The following is a 16,168-nucleotide window of genomic DNA, read 5'->3' on the forward strand; positions in this document are numbered from 1 at the left end:
GCAAGAAATTTATCTCTTGCAGCAACTTGCGTATTCGTCAAATTTAACACGCTCTTTGTGCTCGCCTTTTTTACCGAGATTAAAGCTCTCAACTGGTCTGTGATAACCCATAACACGAGTATAAACCACGCATCTTGTGCGTTTATCTTGCACTTTTTCTAAAATTTCTTTTTCTGTCATTTTCTCTCCTTATTTGGATTTTTTCTTCTCATTTTCTATAAGCTCTGCATCACAAAGTGGGCAAAACTCATGCTCGCCAGCTATGTAGCCATGCTTTGCGCAGACGCTAAAGACTGGCGTTATCGTGATGTATGGGAGTTTGTAGTTTGAGATTATACTCTTTACAAGCTCTTTGCAAGCTTTAGCCGAGCTTATGCGCTCTTTCATATATAGGTGAAAGACGGTGCCGCCAGTGTAGGCGCTTTGTAGTTCATCTTGCAGATCAAGCGCTTCGTAAGCGTCGTCTGTGAAATTTGCAGGTAGCTGGGTTGAGTTTGTGTAGTAGATATTATCCCCCTCGCCTGCTTGGATGATGTCTGGGTAGCGCTTCTTATCCTCTTTGGCAAAGCGGTAGGTCGTGCCCTCAGCTGGAGTTGCCTCAAGGTTGTATAAATTTCCACTCTCTTCTTGAAATGTCCTTATCTTATCGCGCAAAAAGCCAACCATCTCAAGGGCAAATTCTCGTCCAAATTTGGTAGAAATGTTCTCTTTATCATTAGTGAAATTTCTAAGTAGCTCGTTCATGCCATTTATACCGATCGTGCTAAAGTGGTTGTTAAAGTGCTTTAGATACCTAGCCGTGTAAGGATAAAGCCCTCTGTCATACATCTCTTGGATAAATTTACGCTTTTTCTCTAGGGTTGATTTAGCTAGGTCTAAAAGATAGCTTAGTCTATTATAAAGTGCGACCTTATCGCCTTTGTAGTTATAGCCTAGGCGGGCTAAATTTATAGTGACAACTCCGATCGAGCCAGTCATCTCAGCGCTTCCAAAAAGACCGCCGCCACGCTTCAAAAGCTCTCTTAGATCAAGTTGCAAGCGGCAGCACATAGAGCGCACGTGGCCTGGCTTGTAGGCGTTTTCATTTTCTATCTTGTTGCCATTTTCGTCATAAGTGTATTGCGAGCCGATGAAATTTTGAAAGTAGCTTGAGCCCATTTTTGCGGTATTTTCAAAGAGCACGTCTGCTACTTCGCTATCCCAGTTAAAATCCTCTGTGATATTTACCGTTGGTATAGGAAATGTAAAAGGCTGTGAGCACTTGTCGCCAGCTGTCAAGACCTCGTAAAAAGCCTTATCTATGCGTGCCATCTCAGGCTCGAAGTCCTTGTAGGTCATATCGATCAAATTTTTCCTGCCGCGCTCGTTTGCTTTTTTTAAAATTTTCTCATCTTTTACGTTTGTAAAAAGGTGTATGTCATCGCTCGTTGGGATCTGATCTCTTAGGTCGCTTGGGCAGGTGATGTCTATGGTTACGTTTGTAAATGGGCTTTGTCCCCAGCGCGCAGGGACGTTTAGGTTGAAAATGAAGCTAGTTATCGCCTTTTTGATCTCGGCGTCGCTTAGATCGTCTTTGAAGACGTAAGGCGCAAGGTAGGTGTCAAAGCTAGAAAACGCCTGAGCACCCGCCCACTCGCTTTGCAAAATTCCTAAGAAATTTGCCATCTGATAAAGCGCCTCTCTAAAGTGCTTTGGCGCTTTGCTCTCGACCCTGCCACGAACGCCGTTAAAGCCCTCATTTAGTAAAGCCCTTAAGCTCCAGCCAGCGCAGTATCCTGTGAGGCAGTCAAGGTCGTGGATATGGTAGTCGCCGTTTCTGTGAGCTAGGCCTTCTTCTTTGCTATAAACAGCGTCTAGCCAGTAGTTTGCTATGACTTTGCCAGCTGTGTTATTTATAAGGCCTGCGTTTGAGTAGCTGGTGTTTGAATTTGCAGAAATTCTCCAGTCTGTGCCGTTTATGTACTCATTTATAGTTTGGGTTGAGTTTATATAGGTTGTATCTTCGTTTAGACCTAAAATTTGCTCGCGTTGGAGCTTGTGAGTGTGGCGGTAGAGCATGAAGCTCTTTAGCACTTCAAAATGTCCGCCGTCAAATAGCTCTTTTTCTATCGCATCTTGGATGTCTTCGACTGTTATCGCACTTGATTTTTGAAAGATATCTTGGACTACATTTGTAAAAACTTGCTCGTCATAAGCTTTATTTTCGCTGGCAAATGCCTTTTTTATAGCATCTACTATCTTGTATGCTACAAATTCTTGCCTTGTGCCATCTCGTTTTAAAATTTCACGCATCGCTCGCTCTTTTCTGATTGTTTTTTTGATATGGAGTTTAAAAGTATAGGACAAGAAAGCTTAAAAGATAGATAACTATTTTCTTTTGTTTAATAATATTTATCAAAAAATATAAAATTTTATAGAGTTTTCTTAAGTATATTTTTGTGTTTATTATGAATTTTAAACTAAAATTTGATTATTTTTACTTAAATAATTATTTTAATTTTAGTTTTTAAAATAGTAGATTTGAAATTTTACAGGTCAATCAAGCTTATTTAGGAAAAGTCTTAAAAATTTAAAAACTTCATAAAATAACCATAAACAATAACAGCCTACTACTTTTAAAAATAAATCGTTATCGAAATCGTAAATGAGGCAAACTACGACGCGGTATTTGATGCGATAAAATCAAGCAAATGTTGAGGCTACTGATGTATGTGATTTTAGAGACCTTTTTTAGGTCTCTAAAATTTAGATGTTATCTTGAAGAAATTTATTAATCGTCTCAAAGATTTCTTTTTCTCTCTTTATAATATCATCCTTTCCCCACTCATCTTGCGGTAGTTCTGACAACCCTACAGCTTCTTGAAATTTTGAGTCTTTATATTTTTCCTTTTTAGATTTAAAATAATGATTACTAGCTTTTATATTTAAAGATTTTTCTAACCACATTTTATTACCGATACTTTCGATATATCTGCCAGCTTCGTCTTTATTTAAATTTTGATAGCAAGTATCTTGCCAGTTTCTAGGTAAGATATGCTCTACCTCGCCATAGATAATTTCTTGTGTTTCATATTTCAAATAAAGATTTAAAAGTGTTAGGGTTTTTATTAATCCTGAGCTTCTAAAAAAATCTTCTTTAAATCTATCTTTATCATTTAAGATATCTTGAGTTCTAATTTTAAAATCTAAATTTCCGTTTTCGTAAAGGTTTACATAAGCGTTAAAAACAGGGTCTTTTATTGCATTTACAGTAGAATTATTTATATAAATCGTAAGTAAATTAGCTATCATTTTGGATAAAAATGGCAATAAATTTTTATCATCAAAAAAATCCAAATTTTTGTCTTTACAATAAAAATAAAATGCAGAAATCAATGACTTTGGATATTGATTAGGAAAGAGATTAATCACATCAAAAAATTGTGAAGCACGCAATTTAATCTTATCATCAAAATCTCCACACCAGAAATCTGACAACTCTTGAATTTCGGAAAATAGTTTTTCATCTTTCAAGCGCTCTTTGCTATAAAATTTCCTAGCAGCAATTTCCTTGCTTTTATCTTTACTTCTAGCCCTAATTGCATGAGAATAATACGTAAAAATAGTATCTATATTAAGGTTATTTTCTTTTAATTTTTCTTCCAGTTCACGCCATTCTTTAGCAAATTTATTTTTGCTTTCTTTGTCTTTTTGATAGCCGTAGATTACACCTTTAAAAATATCGGCATCGCTTAGTGGCAACCCGCGATTATTTAAGGTATTAAAAATTCTTAAAGCATTTTCTTGCTCATCGCATTTTATAAACAAAATTTTTAAACGCCCTTTATCATCTATTAGCATTTTACACAAAGGGTCAAATAGATCGAGTGGCATACCGCCAATCTTATCTAAAAAGAAGTTAAAATTTTCTGCGTATTTGCTTCTTGATTTTGTATCATTAAAGCATTCTTGATCTAAAATTTTATCCAAAATCTCATTATCTACTTGTGTTGACACCTCACTTTTTAGTTTTCTTTTTGAGAAGTCAAATTCTTCACTACCTTCATCAAATGCCCAAATGCATTTGCCGAAATTTTTAGCCCAGCCTTTTGATCTGTCCTTGGTTTTCTCATATAAAGCCCTATAAAAAAGCGTTAGCGTGGTTAATCGTTGCTGACCATCTATGACTTCAAACTCTCTGTTTTCATTTTGAAAAACTACTATTGAGCCCAAAAAATATTCATCAAATCCAAAATTTACTTCTCCACTATTTTTGTCTCTATATGTTTCTATAAAGTCAATTATATCGCTCCAAAGTTGTTCGCATTGAGTTTTTGCTTCCCACATATACGGCCTTTGATATGTTGGAATAATAAATTTTATATTTCCTTGCAAAAGCTCCAAAACACTTTTTACATTTGCATCTATTTCCCTGGCCATCTTACATCTCCTTTTTTAAAAATTGATTTTTTTGTTTTACTGACATCCCTCACACTCGATCGAGCGGTCAGCTACGTCGTTTAGTTTTTCGCTATCTGGTGACTCAGAGCGTAGATAGTAGGTTGATTTTAGTCCAAGCTCCCATGCAAGCGTGTAAATTTCACTTAGATATCCGCCACTTGCTTTGTCTAAGCTCATAAAGATATTTAGACTTTGTCCTTGGTCGATCCACTTTTGGCGGATAGCGCCTGCTTTTATAAGAATTCTTTGATCAAGCTCATAAGCTGGCGTGTAAAACTGCCAAGTATCTGGGCTTAAATTTGGCACGACATTTGGGATCATACCGCTTAGATTGTGCTCAAACCACTTGCGTTTATAGACTGGCTCGATGGTCTGAGTGGTGCCAACAAGGATCGAGATCGAGCTAGTTGGAGCGATCGCCATTAGGTAGCCATTTCTCATGCCATCACGCTTGACCTTCTCTCTTAGCTTGTCCCAGTCGCAGACATTTTCATCAAATAGCCCGCCTTTGTCGTTTAAAAGCGCCTTTGCATTTTCGTTTGCGGTGTCTATCGGCATGATACCTTTACTCCATTTTGAGCCTTCAAATTTTGGATAGATGCCCTTTTCTACGGCTAAATTTGAGCTAGCGTAGATCGCGTTGTAGCTTATGTTTTCCATTATGCTATCAATCAGCGCCAAGTGCTCATAACTGCCCCATTTTACGTTTTTCTCAGCTAGCATTTGCGCCTCGCCCATGACGCCAAGGCCGATCGAGCGAGAAGCAAGGTTTGTGTGTTTTACCTTTTTATGTGGGTAGAAATTTAGATCTATAACATTATCAAGCATCCTGATAGCTATCGGCACGACACGCTCGATGTCCTCTTTGCTGTTTATCTTGCTTAAATTTATACTTGCAAGGTTGCAAACTGCCGTTTTGCCCTCGATGCTCTCTTTTTCTACGATGAAAATTTGCTTGCCTTTTAGGCTATCAAGCGCGCTAAGCTTTTTGGCCTTTTTAGTTATGCCGCTATCGACCGTGATGTCTTCTTCTTCGTCAAATAGCTCCTCGCCGCCATCTTCATAAGTGATCTTGATCTTATAGTAGTTTGGCGCTGTGTTTTGGAAAATTTCGGTGCATAAATTTGAGCTTCTGATGATGCCCTCGTGGTCGTTTGGATTTGCTTTGTTGGCATTGTCTTTAAAGCATAAAAATGGCATGCCCGTTTCAAAATAGCTAGTTAAAATTTTCTTCCAAAGCTCTTTTGCAAGGATGGTGTTTTTCTGGATATTTTCGTCATTTTCATACTCTAAATATCTCTTCTCAAACTCCTCGCCGTAAAGGTCGCAAAGGTCGCTCACTTGAGCTGGGTCAAAAAGGCTCCAGCGGCCATTTTCTTTGACACGCTTCATAAATAGGTCGTTTATCCAAAGTGCAGGGAAAAGCTCGTGTGCACGGCGTCTCTCCTCGCCTGAGTTTTTACGAAGATCGAGAAAATCGCTCACGTCCATGTGCCAAGGCTCAATATAAACAGCGATCGCGCCCTTTCTAGTGCCTAGCTGATCGACTGCTACTGCGATGTCGTTTGTCACTTTTAAAAATGGTATGATACCGCCAGCTGCGTTTTTGTGTCCGTCGATACTACCGCCCATCGCACGCACCTTGCTCCAGTCCCAGCCGATACCGCCACCAAATTTTGAAAGTAGCGCCATCTCTTTGTAGCTATCAAAAATGCCCTCGATATTATCAGGCGTGCTGCCTACGTAACAGCTGCTTAGCTGGTGGCGTGTAGTCCTTGCGTTTGAGAGCGTTGGGGTGGCTAGCATCACTTCAAATTTAGAGATGAGGTCGTAAAATTTCTTTGCCCAGCCTTGGCTATCTAGCTCGTTTTGCGCAAGAAACATAGCGATCGCCATAAACATATGCTGTGGAAGCTCGATGGGCATACCGCTCTTGTCTTTGATAAGGTAGCGATCATAAAGCGTCTTGATACCAAGGTATGCAAACTGAAGGTCGCGCTCAGGCTTTATGTAGGCGTTTAGGTCCTCAAGATCGTACTTCTCTTTTAGCCCAGGGATGATGCGGCCTACTTTTTCGCCCTTTGCGAGGTAGTCTTTTAGGTGGTTGTAGCCGTTAAAGCCAGTCACTTTGTGATAAAGGTCAAACAAAAATAGCCTTGCAGCGACAAATGTCCAGTTTGGGCGGTCGATGTCGATCTTATCAACTGCTGTTTTTATAAGAGTTTGCTGAATTTCCTCAGTCGTTATCATATCTCTAAACTGAATTTTCGCATCTACTTCAAGCTCGCTAAGACTTACGTTGCTAAGGCCTAGGACCGCTTCGTTTGTGTATTTTTTGATCTTGCTGATATCAAGCTCTTCTGTTCTGCCATTACGTTTTATAACTTTCAAAAATATCTCTCCGTGTTAAATTTTAATTTGAGATTTTATCCAAAAAGATATAAAAACTCTCTTTGCCAAAAACTACTCATTAAATATAAAATTTACCACCAAAATGAGAAAGAGAAAGGCTTGCCAAAAACTCTTATTTTTCTAGCGCGAGGGTGATAAAAAACGTTAAACGTGGCGAGCTTTTGGGTTAGCTTTGGCGACCAAAAGTTAAATGCGCCAACATTGCCACTAAATTTTGCTGGTGCTTGCAAATGCTGCTTGAAAAATGCTAGCTCCTAGCTGATAAATTTGGATTTTGTGTTAGAGTAGTTACAAGGGGCTAAATTTACCCCTTGCGTTTAAATTTATTTGCCAAAAACTCTGGCGAAAATTTTATCTACATTTTTGGTGTAGTAGTTGTAGTCAAAGCACTCTTTGATCTCATCTTTGCTAAGGCTCTTAGTTAGATCCTCATCGTTTAGCAAATTTTGCAAAAATAGGCTGTGACCTTGCTCGTCGATCGCTTTTTTGCCCTCTTGCAGGTCCGCCCAGACTTTCATGGCGTTGCGCTGAACGATCTTATAGGCGTCCTCTCTAGAAATTCCACGCTGCGGCAACTGTAAAAGCACGCGCTGCGAAAAGACTAATCCGCCTGTTAAATTTAAATTTTTCATCATATTTTCTGGATAGACAACCAAATTTGCTATCAAATTTTTGATACGAACTAGCATAAAATCAGCCGTGATAAACATATCTGGCAGGATAAATCTCTCAACCGAGCTGTGGCTGATGTCACGCTCGTGCCAAAGTGCGACATTTTCAAGAGAAGGCGTGACGTATGAGCGTAGCACCCTGCAAAGACCGGTGATGTTTTCGCTAAGGACTGGGTTGCGTTTGTGTGGCATAGCGCTTGAGCCCTTTTGTCCTGGGCTAAAGTACTCCTCCGCCTCATAAACTTCAGTCCTTTGATAGTGCCTAATGGCAACTGCGATCTTCTCGCAAGTAGAAGCCAAGATAGCCATAGCACTCACCACGTGGGCGTAGCGGTCGCGCTGGATCACTTGATTTGACGCTGGAGCGGCTTTCAAACCTAGCTCCTCACATGTTAGCTCTTCAAATTCCATCGGAGCGTGGGCTAAATTTCCCATAGCGCCTGAGAGTTTGCCGTAGCTGATCGTATCTTTTGCGTCTTTGATGAGCTTTAGCGCCCTTGCGATCTCGTCATACCAGATGGCAAGCACAAGGCCAAAAGTTATCGGCTCGCCGTGGATGCCGTGGCTTCTGCCGACCATGAGCGTGTGCTTGTGCTCGTTCGCTCTGTTTTTGACCGCCTGCATGAACTCCTCTACGTCGCTGATGATGAGCTCTAAGCTCTCTTTCATCTGAAGCGCGACGGCTGTGTCGATGCAGTCGCTCGAGGTCATGCCGTAGTGTACGAACCTGCTCTCCTCTCCAAGGCTCTCGCTGACGCTTGTTAAAAATGCGATGACATCGTGCTTTGTCGTCTTTTCTATCTCGTCGATGCGAGCCACTTCAAATTTAGCGTTTTTGCAAATTTTCTCGCAGTCGCTGTCGCTTATGAAGCCAAGCTTATTCCAAGCTTTAACGGCAGCTTTTTCTACCTTGAGCCAAGCGTCGTATTTTGCTTGTATGCTCCACTTTTCAGCCATCTCTTTGCGTGAGTATCTTTCGACCATTGTTGAACCTTTTGTGTTAGTTTGCTTTTGTCCTGAAAGTATAAATTTGGCTTTTTTGAGCCAGAAATCACGTCGTGCAATTTCTCTAAATTTAAGTTTTGATTATATAAAATCCGGGCTGAAATGTCGGTTATACGCTTATAAATTTGGGCTTAAGATAGCTCGCTCGTTTTTCAAAGGATCATTTTTGCCCTATGTAAATAAATTTATCATTACTGCAGATCATCAAAAAGCTTACGAAATTTTGTTGCAAAATGGCTTTAACATGAGCCAAACCCAGCGCCTCATCGATAAAGGCAGGCTGATCTGTAGCGGCAGTGTCGTGAGTGAGAAAAATGCCGTTTTGTGTGGCGATGTCTTTTTGATCGACTATGAGGCCAAACCAAAGGGACTAAAGCCGATCTTTGAGTGCGAGAGCTTTGCGGTATTTGACAAGCCAAGCGGGGTGCTGAGCCACCCAAATGGTAGGCACTGCGACTACTCGCTAAATGATGAAATTTACACACTTTTTGGACGAGAAGCGAGCGTAGCACATAGGCTAGACTGCGAAACAAGTGGCGTGATAGTCGTTGGAAAAGATAGAAATTCTACGATAAAGCTAAAGAAAATCTTTGAAAACAGAGAGGTTTCTAAATGCTACGTCGCAATGGTGCAAGGCAAGATCGAGCGAGAATTTATGATCGATGCTAAGATGGATCTGGCAAACAACTATGACGATGTGAAAATGCGAATGCAAATTTGTGAAAATGGAAAAAGTGCGGTGACTAAAATTTTGCCTATAAAGTATTTTGACGATATCGATACGACTTTGGTGCGAGCTATCCCGCTCACTGGCAGGCAGCATCAAATTCGCTTACATTTGTTTCATGTGAAACACAAGATACTTGGCGAACCACTTTATGGTTTGTCACGTCCGCAGATCGAGAAAATTTTAGACAAAGAGATGAGCGAGCATGAACGGATAAATTTAACTGGAGCAAAAAGGCTCTTACTTCACTCAGACGAAATTTCATTTAAATTTGATGAAATTTTTTACACCATAAAAAGCAATTTTGACGCCGAAAGTGAGTTTTATAAATTTGCAAAAGAGGGCTTTATTGTAGTCTGATTTTATATTTTTTATATCAATGAATTTTGCTCATTATTATTACAAAATAACATAGGTAAAAACAAAAACATTTTGACTATTTTTATATTATATTAAGATGTTAACAAGTAACATTTCTTTATCATTTTTCACAAAGGAGAGAATATGTTAAAGCTAAATTGGAATGGCAAAGAATGTGATGGATGGGTCTGGGATGGCAAAGAATTAAAACCTAAACACGGCAATTCAAATGCAGCTTGGATTTGGGATGGCAAGGAGTTTAAACCAAAATATGGCAATTCAAATGCAGCTTGGACATTTGATGGTAAAGAATTAAAGCCAAAATATGGTAGTTCAAATGATGCATGGGTGATTTCTGGAGGTAAGGCAAAACCTAAATATGGTAACTCAAATAATGCCTTTGAAACAAACAATGCACCAATACCTGTTATAGCTGCTAAAATAATAGGATTATTTTAAAAAATAATTTTAAAAGGTGAAGTATTTTAATCTTTTTTTGCATAAATAAGATAAATTTTACTTCACCAACATATCTTGTAAAATCCAACAAGCATATTTAATTTTCGAGTAAAAAATCTATAAATTTTATCTTTCCTCTTTTAAAACTTTTAGGATCAGCCCAAGTCCAACACCAGCAACTATTACTATAAAAATGATCTCAGCGATATCAAGAGCTGTCATTTTTTACTCACGTTAGTTTTATCGTTAGTTGGTTTTTCTTCTGCTTTAGCTGTACTCTTATCGCTAACGTTAGCTCTGAATTTTGGATTTTCATTTCGCTGTTTTAGCTGTCCGCAAGCTGCACTTATATCAAGTCCTTTGCTCTGTCTGATCGTGCAAGTGACGCCATGATCCCTTAGATATTCTTGAAATTTTAGCATGCTAGTAAGCTCAGGTCGTCCAAATTCACTACCTTCATGCTGGTTAAAGTAGATCAAATTTACCTTTGCCTTGATACCATGCAGCAGTTTAACCAGCTTTTTCGCATCACTAACGCTGTCGTTTAAGTCTTTGATAACAAGATATTCAAACATCACACGCTTTCGCATATCGATAGGAAATCCCCTAACAGCATCCATAACTGCCTCGATATTATAAGCCTTATTTATCGGCATCAAGCGGCTTCTAAGCTCGTTAGTAACAGCATGTAGTGATATGGCCAGCAAGACACCAAGATCCATCTCGCCAAGCTTTTTTATCTGACTACCAAGGCCGCTAGTTGAAACAGTTTGGCGGCGTGGCGATATGGCTAGACCCTCATTAAGAGCTAAAATTTTGATCGCTTTACTAACGTTAGCAAGGTTATCAAGCGGTTCGCCCATACCCATATAGACAACGTTTATGCGCCTCTCGTATGGTATGTTATTCTCTCTTTTTATCCATAAAATTTGTCCTACGATCTCACCAGCAGTCAAATTTCTAACAAGCCCGCCCTTTGCTGTTAGACAAAAAGCACAGCCCATTTTGCAGCCAACCTGCGAACTAACACAAACAGTATAACGAGCATGGCGACTAACCTTGCCATCTTCGTCGCTAATCTCATCTTTCATTGGTAGCAAAACGCTCTCTATCTTTAGACCATCTTTTAGCTCAAAAAGATACTTGATAGAGCCGTCGCTACTTTGCTCAAATTTCACACATTTTAGAGGATCGAGATAAAATTTCTCAGCCAGATCCTGGCGCATATCCTTTGGTAAATTAAGCATTTGGCTAAATTCAGTCGCATTTTTTTTGTATATCCACTCATAAATTTGCGTCGCTCTAAAAGAGGGAGAGACTAGCTCTTTTAACTCTTCGATGCTAAGATCAAGCAAATTTTTCACATATTTTCCTTTACATATTTTGTTAGTAGCTCTTTGGCCGCAGAGTGATTTTTTATAAAATCAGCATGCGCATTTTCATCACAAAAATTTGTCGCTATAAAAATTCCGTAAGCTGGAATTTTAAAAATTTGAGCCACTTTTAGAACAGAAAAAAACTCCATATTTTCTAAAAAATATCCCTTTTCAAACATCTTATGAGCCAAAATTTTGTCTTTCGTTATGAAATTTGACGAATTTGTTTTGATAGTTCCACGTGAAACAATAGAAAAAATTTCACACTCGATGGGCGAGTAAGATCTATTTTCTATGCTAGAAATTTCAATATTTGCCCCAACCGAGCTTTCATAAATTTGCAAAATTTCACCATCTTTATATAGACCTGCCGAGCCAACAAAAACTATCTTTTCTGGCATTTGATATAAATTTCGCTCAGGATTTTTTGACAAATTTTGGCTTAGATTTTGCAGCTCTGGGTTTGATGAGTTTGCAAATTTAGCCTCGATCTTTGCGAGATAGTGTGGATCGATGTTTTTTAAATTTATACTCTTTTCATCTACTCCCACGCATGATCTTTTTTGCAAAAACTTTGTCAAATTTATCGCCATATCGACTAGCCCCACACCCATCGGCAAGGCAAAGTCAAAAATTTCGTTTTTTCCAGCTGAGATAACTAACATCAAAGCCTGACCTCAATGCCATTTGCCTTGAGATACTCTTTTAGCTTTTTTATCTCGATCTCGCCAAAGTGAAATATCGAAGCAGCAAGACACGCATCAGCTCCAGCTTCAAAAGCCTCTTTAAAATGCTCCATCTTGCCAGCGCCACCGCTTGCGATAGTCGGTATAGAAAGCGCGCTAAAGATCTTTGTTAGCTCCAGACTAAAGCCCTGCTTGACGCCGTCGTTATCCATAGACGTTAGCAATATCTCCCCTGCTCCGCGCGACTCGACCTCTTTTGCCCAAGAAAAGGCATCTTTTTTGGTATCGATCCTGCCGCCATTTATAAAAACGCTATAACCATTTTCGATCTTTTTAGCGTCGATCGCTACGACGACACATTGCGAGCCAAATTTCTTAGCCGCTTCGTCGATCAAATTTGGATCTTTTATCGCCGATGAGTTTAGGCTCACCTTGTCACAGCCCGCATTTAAAAGGCGAGAGATATCATCTATCGTGCGTATGCCACCGCCAACGGTTAGGGGTATAAAAAGCTTGCTTGCGACCTTTTTTACCACATCAACTATCGTATCACGGCCAAGGTGAGAGGCTGTGATATCCAAAAAGCAAAGCTCGTCAGCACCCTCGTCGTTGTATCTTTTAGCTATCTCGACTGGGTCTCCAGCATCGACAAGTCCAACAAAATTTACACCTTTTACGACCCTGCCATCTTTTACGTCGAGGCATGGGATTATGCGTTTTGCAAAATGATTCAAATTTATCCTTTGTCTATCTTTCTAGCTGCCACCTCAAAATATGGCAAACTAGCCCAATTTTCTCGGTTTCCAACTATATAAATAACCTCTTTTGCTCTTGTTAGCGCCACGTTTAGCAGATTTGGCTTGCTAGCAGCCCATGCTCTAGCGCCCTTTGTAGCTCCCCCTAACACAAATACGATAATGTCAGCCTCTTTGCCCTGCATAGTGTGGATAGTGCCAGCACCTTTTAAATTTCTACAAACATCTTTAAATGGCGTTATTATCCTGATGTTATTTTTCTGGCTAGCTAGCTCGCCTGCCAAGAGCTCTTTAACCACCTCGCCCTCGACTTTGTTGTAGTTGCCTATCCACTCCTCACTTCTAACGTCTATCCACTTTGTTTGCACGTTAGTGTTTGCAAATTTACTAGCCGCGCTTCTGCCAAGTATCATCATATCGTCATATGTAGTCTCATTTGAAATCTCAAACATAGGGTTAGCGCACCTTCTATGCACGATCAATGGCGAGCCGACCCAGATACTCTCGCCGCTACCTTTTATATATGTGCCGATATTCTGCGCTTTGTCGGCTCTTAGTTGAAGTGAGGACTTAAGCAGGTTAAATTCCTCTTTTGCCTCGCAGTAGCTAAGTATCGCGTTATTTAAACTAACTGGCAGCGTTACGACCGGTTCAAGCTGGAGTGGATCGCCTACTACCACAGCCATCTTTGAGCGAAGCAAGGCGCCTAACGCGTTAGTTAAATTTGCCTGCCCTGCTTCGTCTATCAAAAGCATGCCTATATCGCCATTTAAAAGGTCTTTAAAGGTGTTATTAAACGAGGCAAAAGTCGAGCTAACAACTGGCGTTAGCAAGAAGAGCCCTCTGATGACCTCACGTCTATGCTTTGCCTCTAAGCCGTTTTTCTCAGCCATCTTTTCATCGTTAAAGATAACGCTAAGGGCACGTAAATTTGTCCTAACAGCCTCTTTGCAAGCAAAAATGGCAGCTTTGTGCAAATTTAACGCCTCTTTAAAAAGCTCTATCCTAGCCTTAAAAAGCTTTGTCTTGTGAAATTTTTTGTCTATGCCAAATTCCATCATAAATGGCATACTCTTTTGCATTTCGTCATTACTCTCGCTGAAGCTGCCGTTTAGAAAGATATCTAGCTCCTCGCTCCTGCCAAGTATCTTTTGACGTCTAGCAAAGTCGCTTTGTAGCCTTTTGTAAAGATTTATCTTAGTATTTAGCTCTGCTACCCTGCTCTCAAGCCCTGCTATCTCGTCTTTTAACTCATTTAGCCTTGCTTCGTTTTTCTCTTTGCTCTCGCCATTTTGCTTGCTTGCTTTTAAATTTTGCTCAGCTATCTGGCGGTTTATCTCGCCAACCTTTAACGCCTCGTCATTATACTTTTCAAAGGCCTCTGTCTTAAAAATTTGCTGAAAGAGAAAAAATGGCGGCTTTTCTGGTGTGCTTAGATACTCCTGCAAAGCTTCATTTTGACTAACAACTCTTGTTAGCTCGCTAAATTCAGCCTTTTTATCTTCAAGCTCGCCACTAACGCTAGTAAATTCACTCTCAAGCGGAGATAAAAGCTCCTCTATCTGCTTGGCTGAGTTATAGCTCTCTAGCCTCCTATCGACATCAGCCAGCTCACTTTTTAGGCTCTTTAGCTCCTCTTCTTTGATCCTGATCTCACTAAAAAGTAAATTTACCTCGTGAAGCGCAAGGTTAAATTTCTCCTTCGCCTCGTCAAAATCATCAGTCCTTTCGCCCACTGCCAGATATTTGCCAAGCCCCATCAAAAAGCCATCTTGCTCCAAAAACTCGCCATACTCTTTTGAGATCTCATCATACTGGCTATGAGTAGCCTCGATCTTTACGCCATTAATTGCATTAAAAACAAAATTTGACTTGTTTTGCTTTGAGCCAAGCGCCACGCAAAAAAGCCCCCAAGCTGGCTTTGAGATAAAGGACTTCTCGCCAAATTTACTCTTTTCATCAGCCGAGAGCAGCCTTGTGGCTATAAATTTAAAATAATCAATCTCGCCCGCATAATCCCCTATGCTCTTTAACTGACTTAGCTCCTTGCTCAAAATCTCAACCGCGCCATTGTTGCAAGAGCTAACGACCATCTCGTAGCCTTGCAGCTCGTCATTTAGCCTAAAATAAAGCGCCTTTTCGTCGCTGTCATAAACTGGCTCAAAGATATCATGCCTGCTCATTTGCGCGAGCTTCATCGCCCTAAGTGTGACAACCTCAGCCATCACGTCCTTTAAAAGTGTCGTTTTGCCCGTACCTGGAGCGCCATTTACGCTATAAATCCCGCCGTTACCTTCTTTAAATTTCTCTATGATGTTATTTAGTGCCATTTGCTGTGAGAAATTTAAGGCAAAATCACTCGCAAAAGCCGATCTTGGGTAGCGCTCAGCCTTAAAAAAGTCCCTCACCGCCCTTTGATTTAGCTCATCTCTAACGTCAAGCCTCTCAAATTTATTCTCACTGCCCTCGTCTAAAAACTGGTCCGTCAGCTCGTGCGTCCTGCCTGACTCGTAAAATTTGATAAGCAAATTTATATCATCTATAAAAAAGCTATTTAAAAGGGCGTCGTTCTCCTTAAAATTTGGATCAGCGATCCTTACTTCAAGCCTGATCACATCTTTACAAAATGGCGTCTTTAGCGAGCTTTTTAGCTCCTCATGCACCGCTTTTACATAGTCGCTAAGCTTCATTTTCTCTTTATGGATAGAAATTTTATCCTTGATGTGCTCGCACTCTTTGTTAAAGTCGTTTTGGCTGATCTCTTTTAGGCGGTTTAGGCGCACCATCGCCCAAGGAGCCGTTGGGATAAAGAGCTCATTTGATGAGTTTGGCGTGAAAAATGGGCTTAGCTCATCATCTAAATTTGCATCTTTCAAAGCAAAACTTTGCTCATTTTTGCAAAACGCTAGATCGCCAGAGAGCTTAAGCCTATAACAAAATGCCTTTTCAAAGCTAGTTTGCTCAGAGCGTAGCTCATCTAAAATTTGCTCTTTTTCAAATTTCACCTTTGCTAGCTTTGATATCGCAAGGGCGAGCAAGTCAGTCTCAAATATGCCGCCATAAATTGAAATTTCTATACCATTTTTTAAAAGCGACCTGTCAAATGCTCTTAAAATTTGCATAAATTTCTCATCGAAATTTGCGATCTCAAGGTCCATTGATTTTTTAAATTTACTATTTGTCTTTTTTGGCTCGTCTAAGGTTTTTGGCTCTAAATATTGTGATAATAAAAAGTATTTTAAGGTGTTTGCCCTACTCAAATTTGCGCCTTATTTTG

The 16,168-nt window shown here is 39.9% G+C and carries 9 protein-coding genes and 1 pseudogene; 2 read left to right on the plus strand and 8 right to left on the minus strand.

Annotated elements, in window-relative coordinates:
- Positions 1 to 9: 9 nt before the first annotated feature.
- The 4 genes and pseudogenes from MTT09_RS00300 to purB form a co-directional block, all read right to left on the minus strand.
- Positions 10 to 2,292 (minus strand): annotated as a pseudogene (locus tag MTT09_RS00300) (ribonucleoside triphosphate reductase).
- 453 nt (positions 2,293 to 2,745) lie between these two features.
- A complete protein-coding gene (locus MTT09_RS00305; RefSeq protein WP_429801911.1) occupies positions 2,746 to 4,419 on the minus strand; it encodes a DUF262 domain-containing protein in 1,674 nt (557 codons plus the stop codon).
- 36 nt (positions 4,420 to 4,455) lie between these two features.
- Positions 4,456 to 6,831 (minus strand): ribonucleoside-diphosphate reductase subunit alpha, encoded by a 2,376-nt coding sequence (locus MTT09_RS00310; protein WP_103572963.1) that lies wholly within the window; start codon positions 6,829 to 6,831, stop codon positions 4,456 to 4,458.
- 344 nt (positions 6,832 to 7,175) lie between these two features.
- Positions 7,176 to 8,507, minus strand: coding sequence for an adenylosuccinate lyase (gene purB / locus MTT09_RS00315; protein ID WP_021089950.1), 1,332 nt, complete (start codon positions 8,505 to 8,507; stop codon positions 7,176 to 7,178).
- Positions 8,508 to 8,694: 187 nt separating this feature from the next.
- Here purB and MTT09_RS00320 point away from each other — a divergent pair, with 187 nt between their 5' ends.
- Together MTT09_RS00320 and MTT09_RS00325 are read left to right on the plus strand one after the other, a co-directional pair.
- Positions 8,695 to 9,615 carry a pseudouridine synthase family protein gene (locus tag MTT09_RS00320; RefSeq protein WP_158335307.1) on the plus strand — a complete coding sequence of 307 codons (921 nt, stop codon included), beginning with the start codon at positions 8,695 to 8,697 and terminating at the stop codon, positions 9,613 to 9,615.
- Positions 9,616 to 9,759: 144 nt separating this feature from the next.
- Complete coding sequence (locus tag MTT09_RS00325) at positions 9,760 to 10,074, plus strand: hypothetical protein (protein ID WP_021089919.1); 315 nt, start codon at positions 9,760 to 9,762, stop codon at positions 10,072 to 10,074.
- 218 nt (positions 10,075 to 10,292) lie between these two features.
- Here MTT09_RS00325 and rlmN read toward each other — a convergent pair whose 3' ends face one another.
- Genes rlmN through MTT09_RS00345 form a run of 4 tightly spaced genes read right to left on the minus strand, consistent with a single transcriptional unit; the run spans position 10,293 to position 16,151 of the window.
- On the minus strand, positions 10,293 to 11,438 hold the full coding sequence (gene rlmN, locus MTT09_RS00330; RefSeq protein WP_429801912.1) for a 23S rRNA (adenine(2503)-C(2))-methyltransferase RlmN: 1,146 nt from the start codon (positions 11,436 to 11,438) through the stop codon (positions 10,293 to 10,295).
- Complete coding sequence (locus tag MTT09_RS00335) at positions 11,435 to 12,115, minus strand: purine-nucleoside phosphorylase (protein ID WP_158335330.1); 681 nt, start codon at positions 12,113 to 12,115, stop codon at positions 11,435 to 11,437. Before MTT09_RS00335 ends, rlmN begins: the two co-directional genes overlap by 4 nt.
- Positions 12,115 to 12,870: an imidazole glycerol phosphate synthase subunit HisF gene (gene hisF / locus MTT09_RS00340; RefSeq protein ID WP_158335305.1), complete on the minus strand. Its 756-nt coding sequence runs from the start codon at positions 12,868 to 12,870 to the stop codon at positions 12,115 to 12,117. The genes MTT09_RS00335 and hisF overlap by 1 nt, the downstream gene beginning before the upstream one ends.
- Positions 12,871 to 12,872: 2 nt before the next feature.
- Positions 12,873 to 16,151, minus strand: coding sequence for a DEAD/DEAH box helicase (locus tag MTT09_RS00345; protein WP_429801913.1), 3,279 nt, complete (start codon positions 16,149 to 16,151; stop codon positions 12,873 to 12,875).
- Positions 16,152 to 16,168 lie beyond the last annotated feature (17 nt).

This window comes from Campylobacter concisus (assembly GCF_050447505.1).
Taxonomy (GTDB): Bacteria; Campylobacterota; Campylobacteria; order Campylobacterales; family Campylobacteraceae; genus Campylobacter_A; species Campylobacter_A concisus_BP.

What these genes read in the sequence shown, in the direction of transcription:
- MTT09_RS00305 (WP_429801911.1), bottom strand. Translation starts at nt 4,419, where the DNA reads ATGGCCAGGGAAATAGATGCAAATGTAAAAAGTGTTTTGGAGCTTTTG.
- purB (WP_021089950.1), bottom strand. Translation starts at nt 8,507, where the DNA reads ATGGTCGAAAGATACTCACGCAAAGAGATGGCTGAAAAGTGGAGCATA.
- MTT09_RS00325 (WP_021089919.1), top strand. Translation starts at nt 9,760, where the DNA reads ATGTTAAAGCTAAATTGGAATGGCAAAGAATGTGATGGATGGGTCTGG.
- MTT09_RS00335 (WP_158335330.1), bottom strand. Translation starts at nt 12,115, where the DNA reads ATGTTAGTTATCTCAGCTGGAAAAAACGAAATTTTTGACTTTGCCTTG.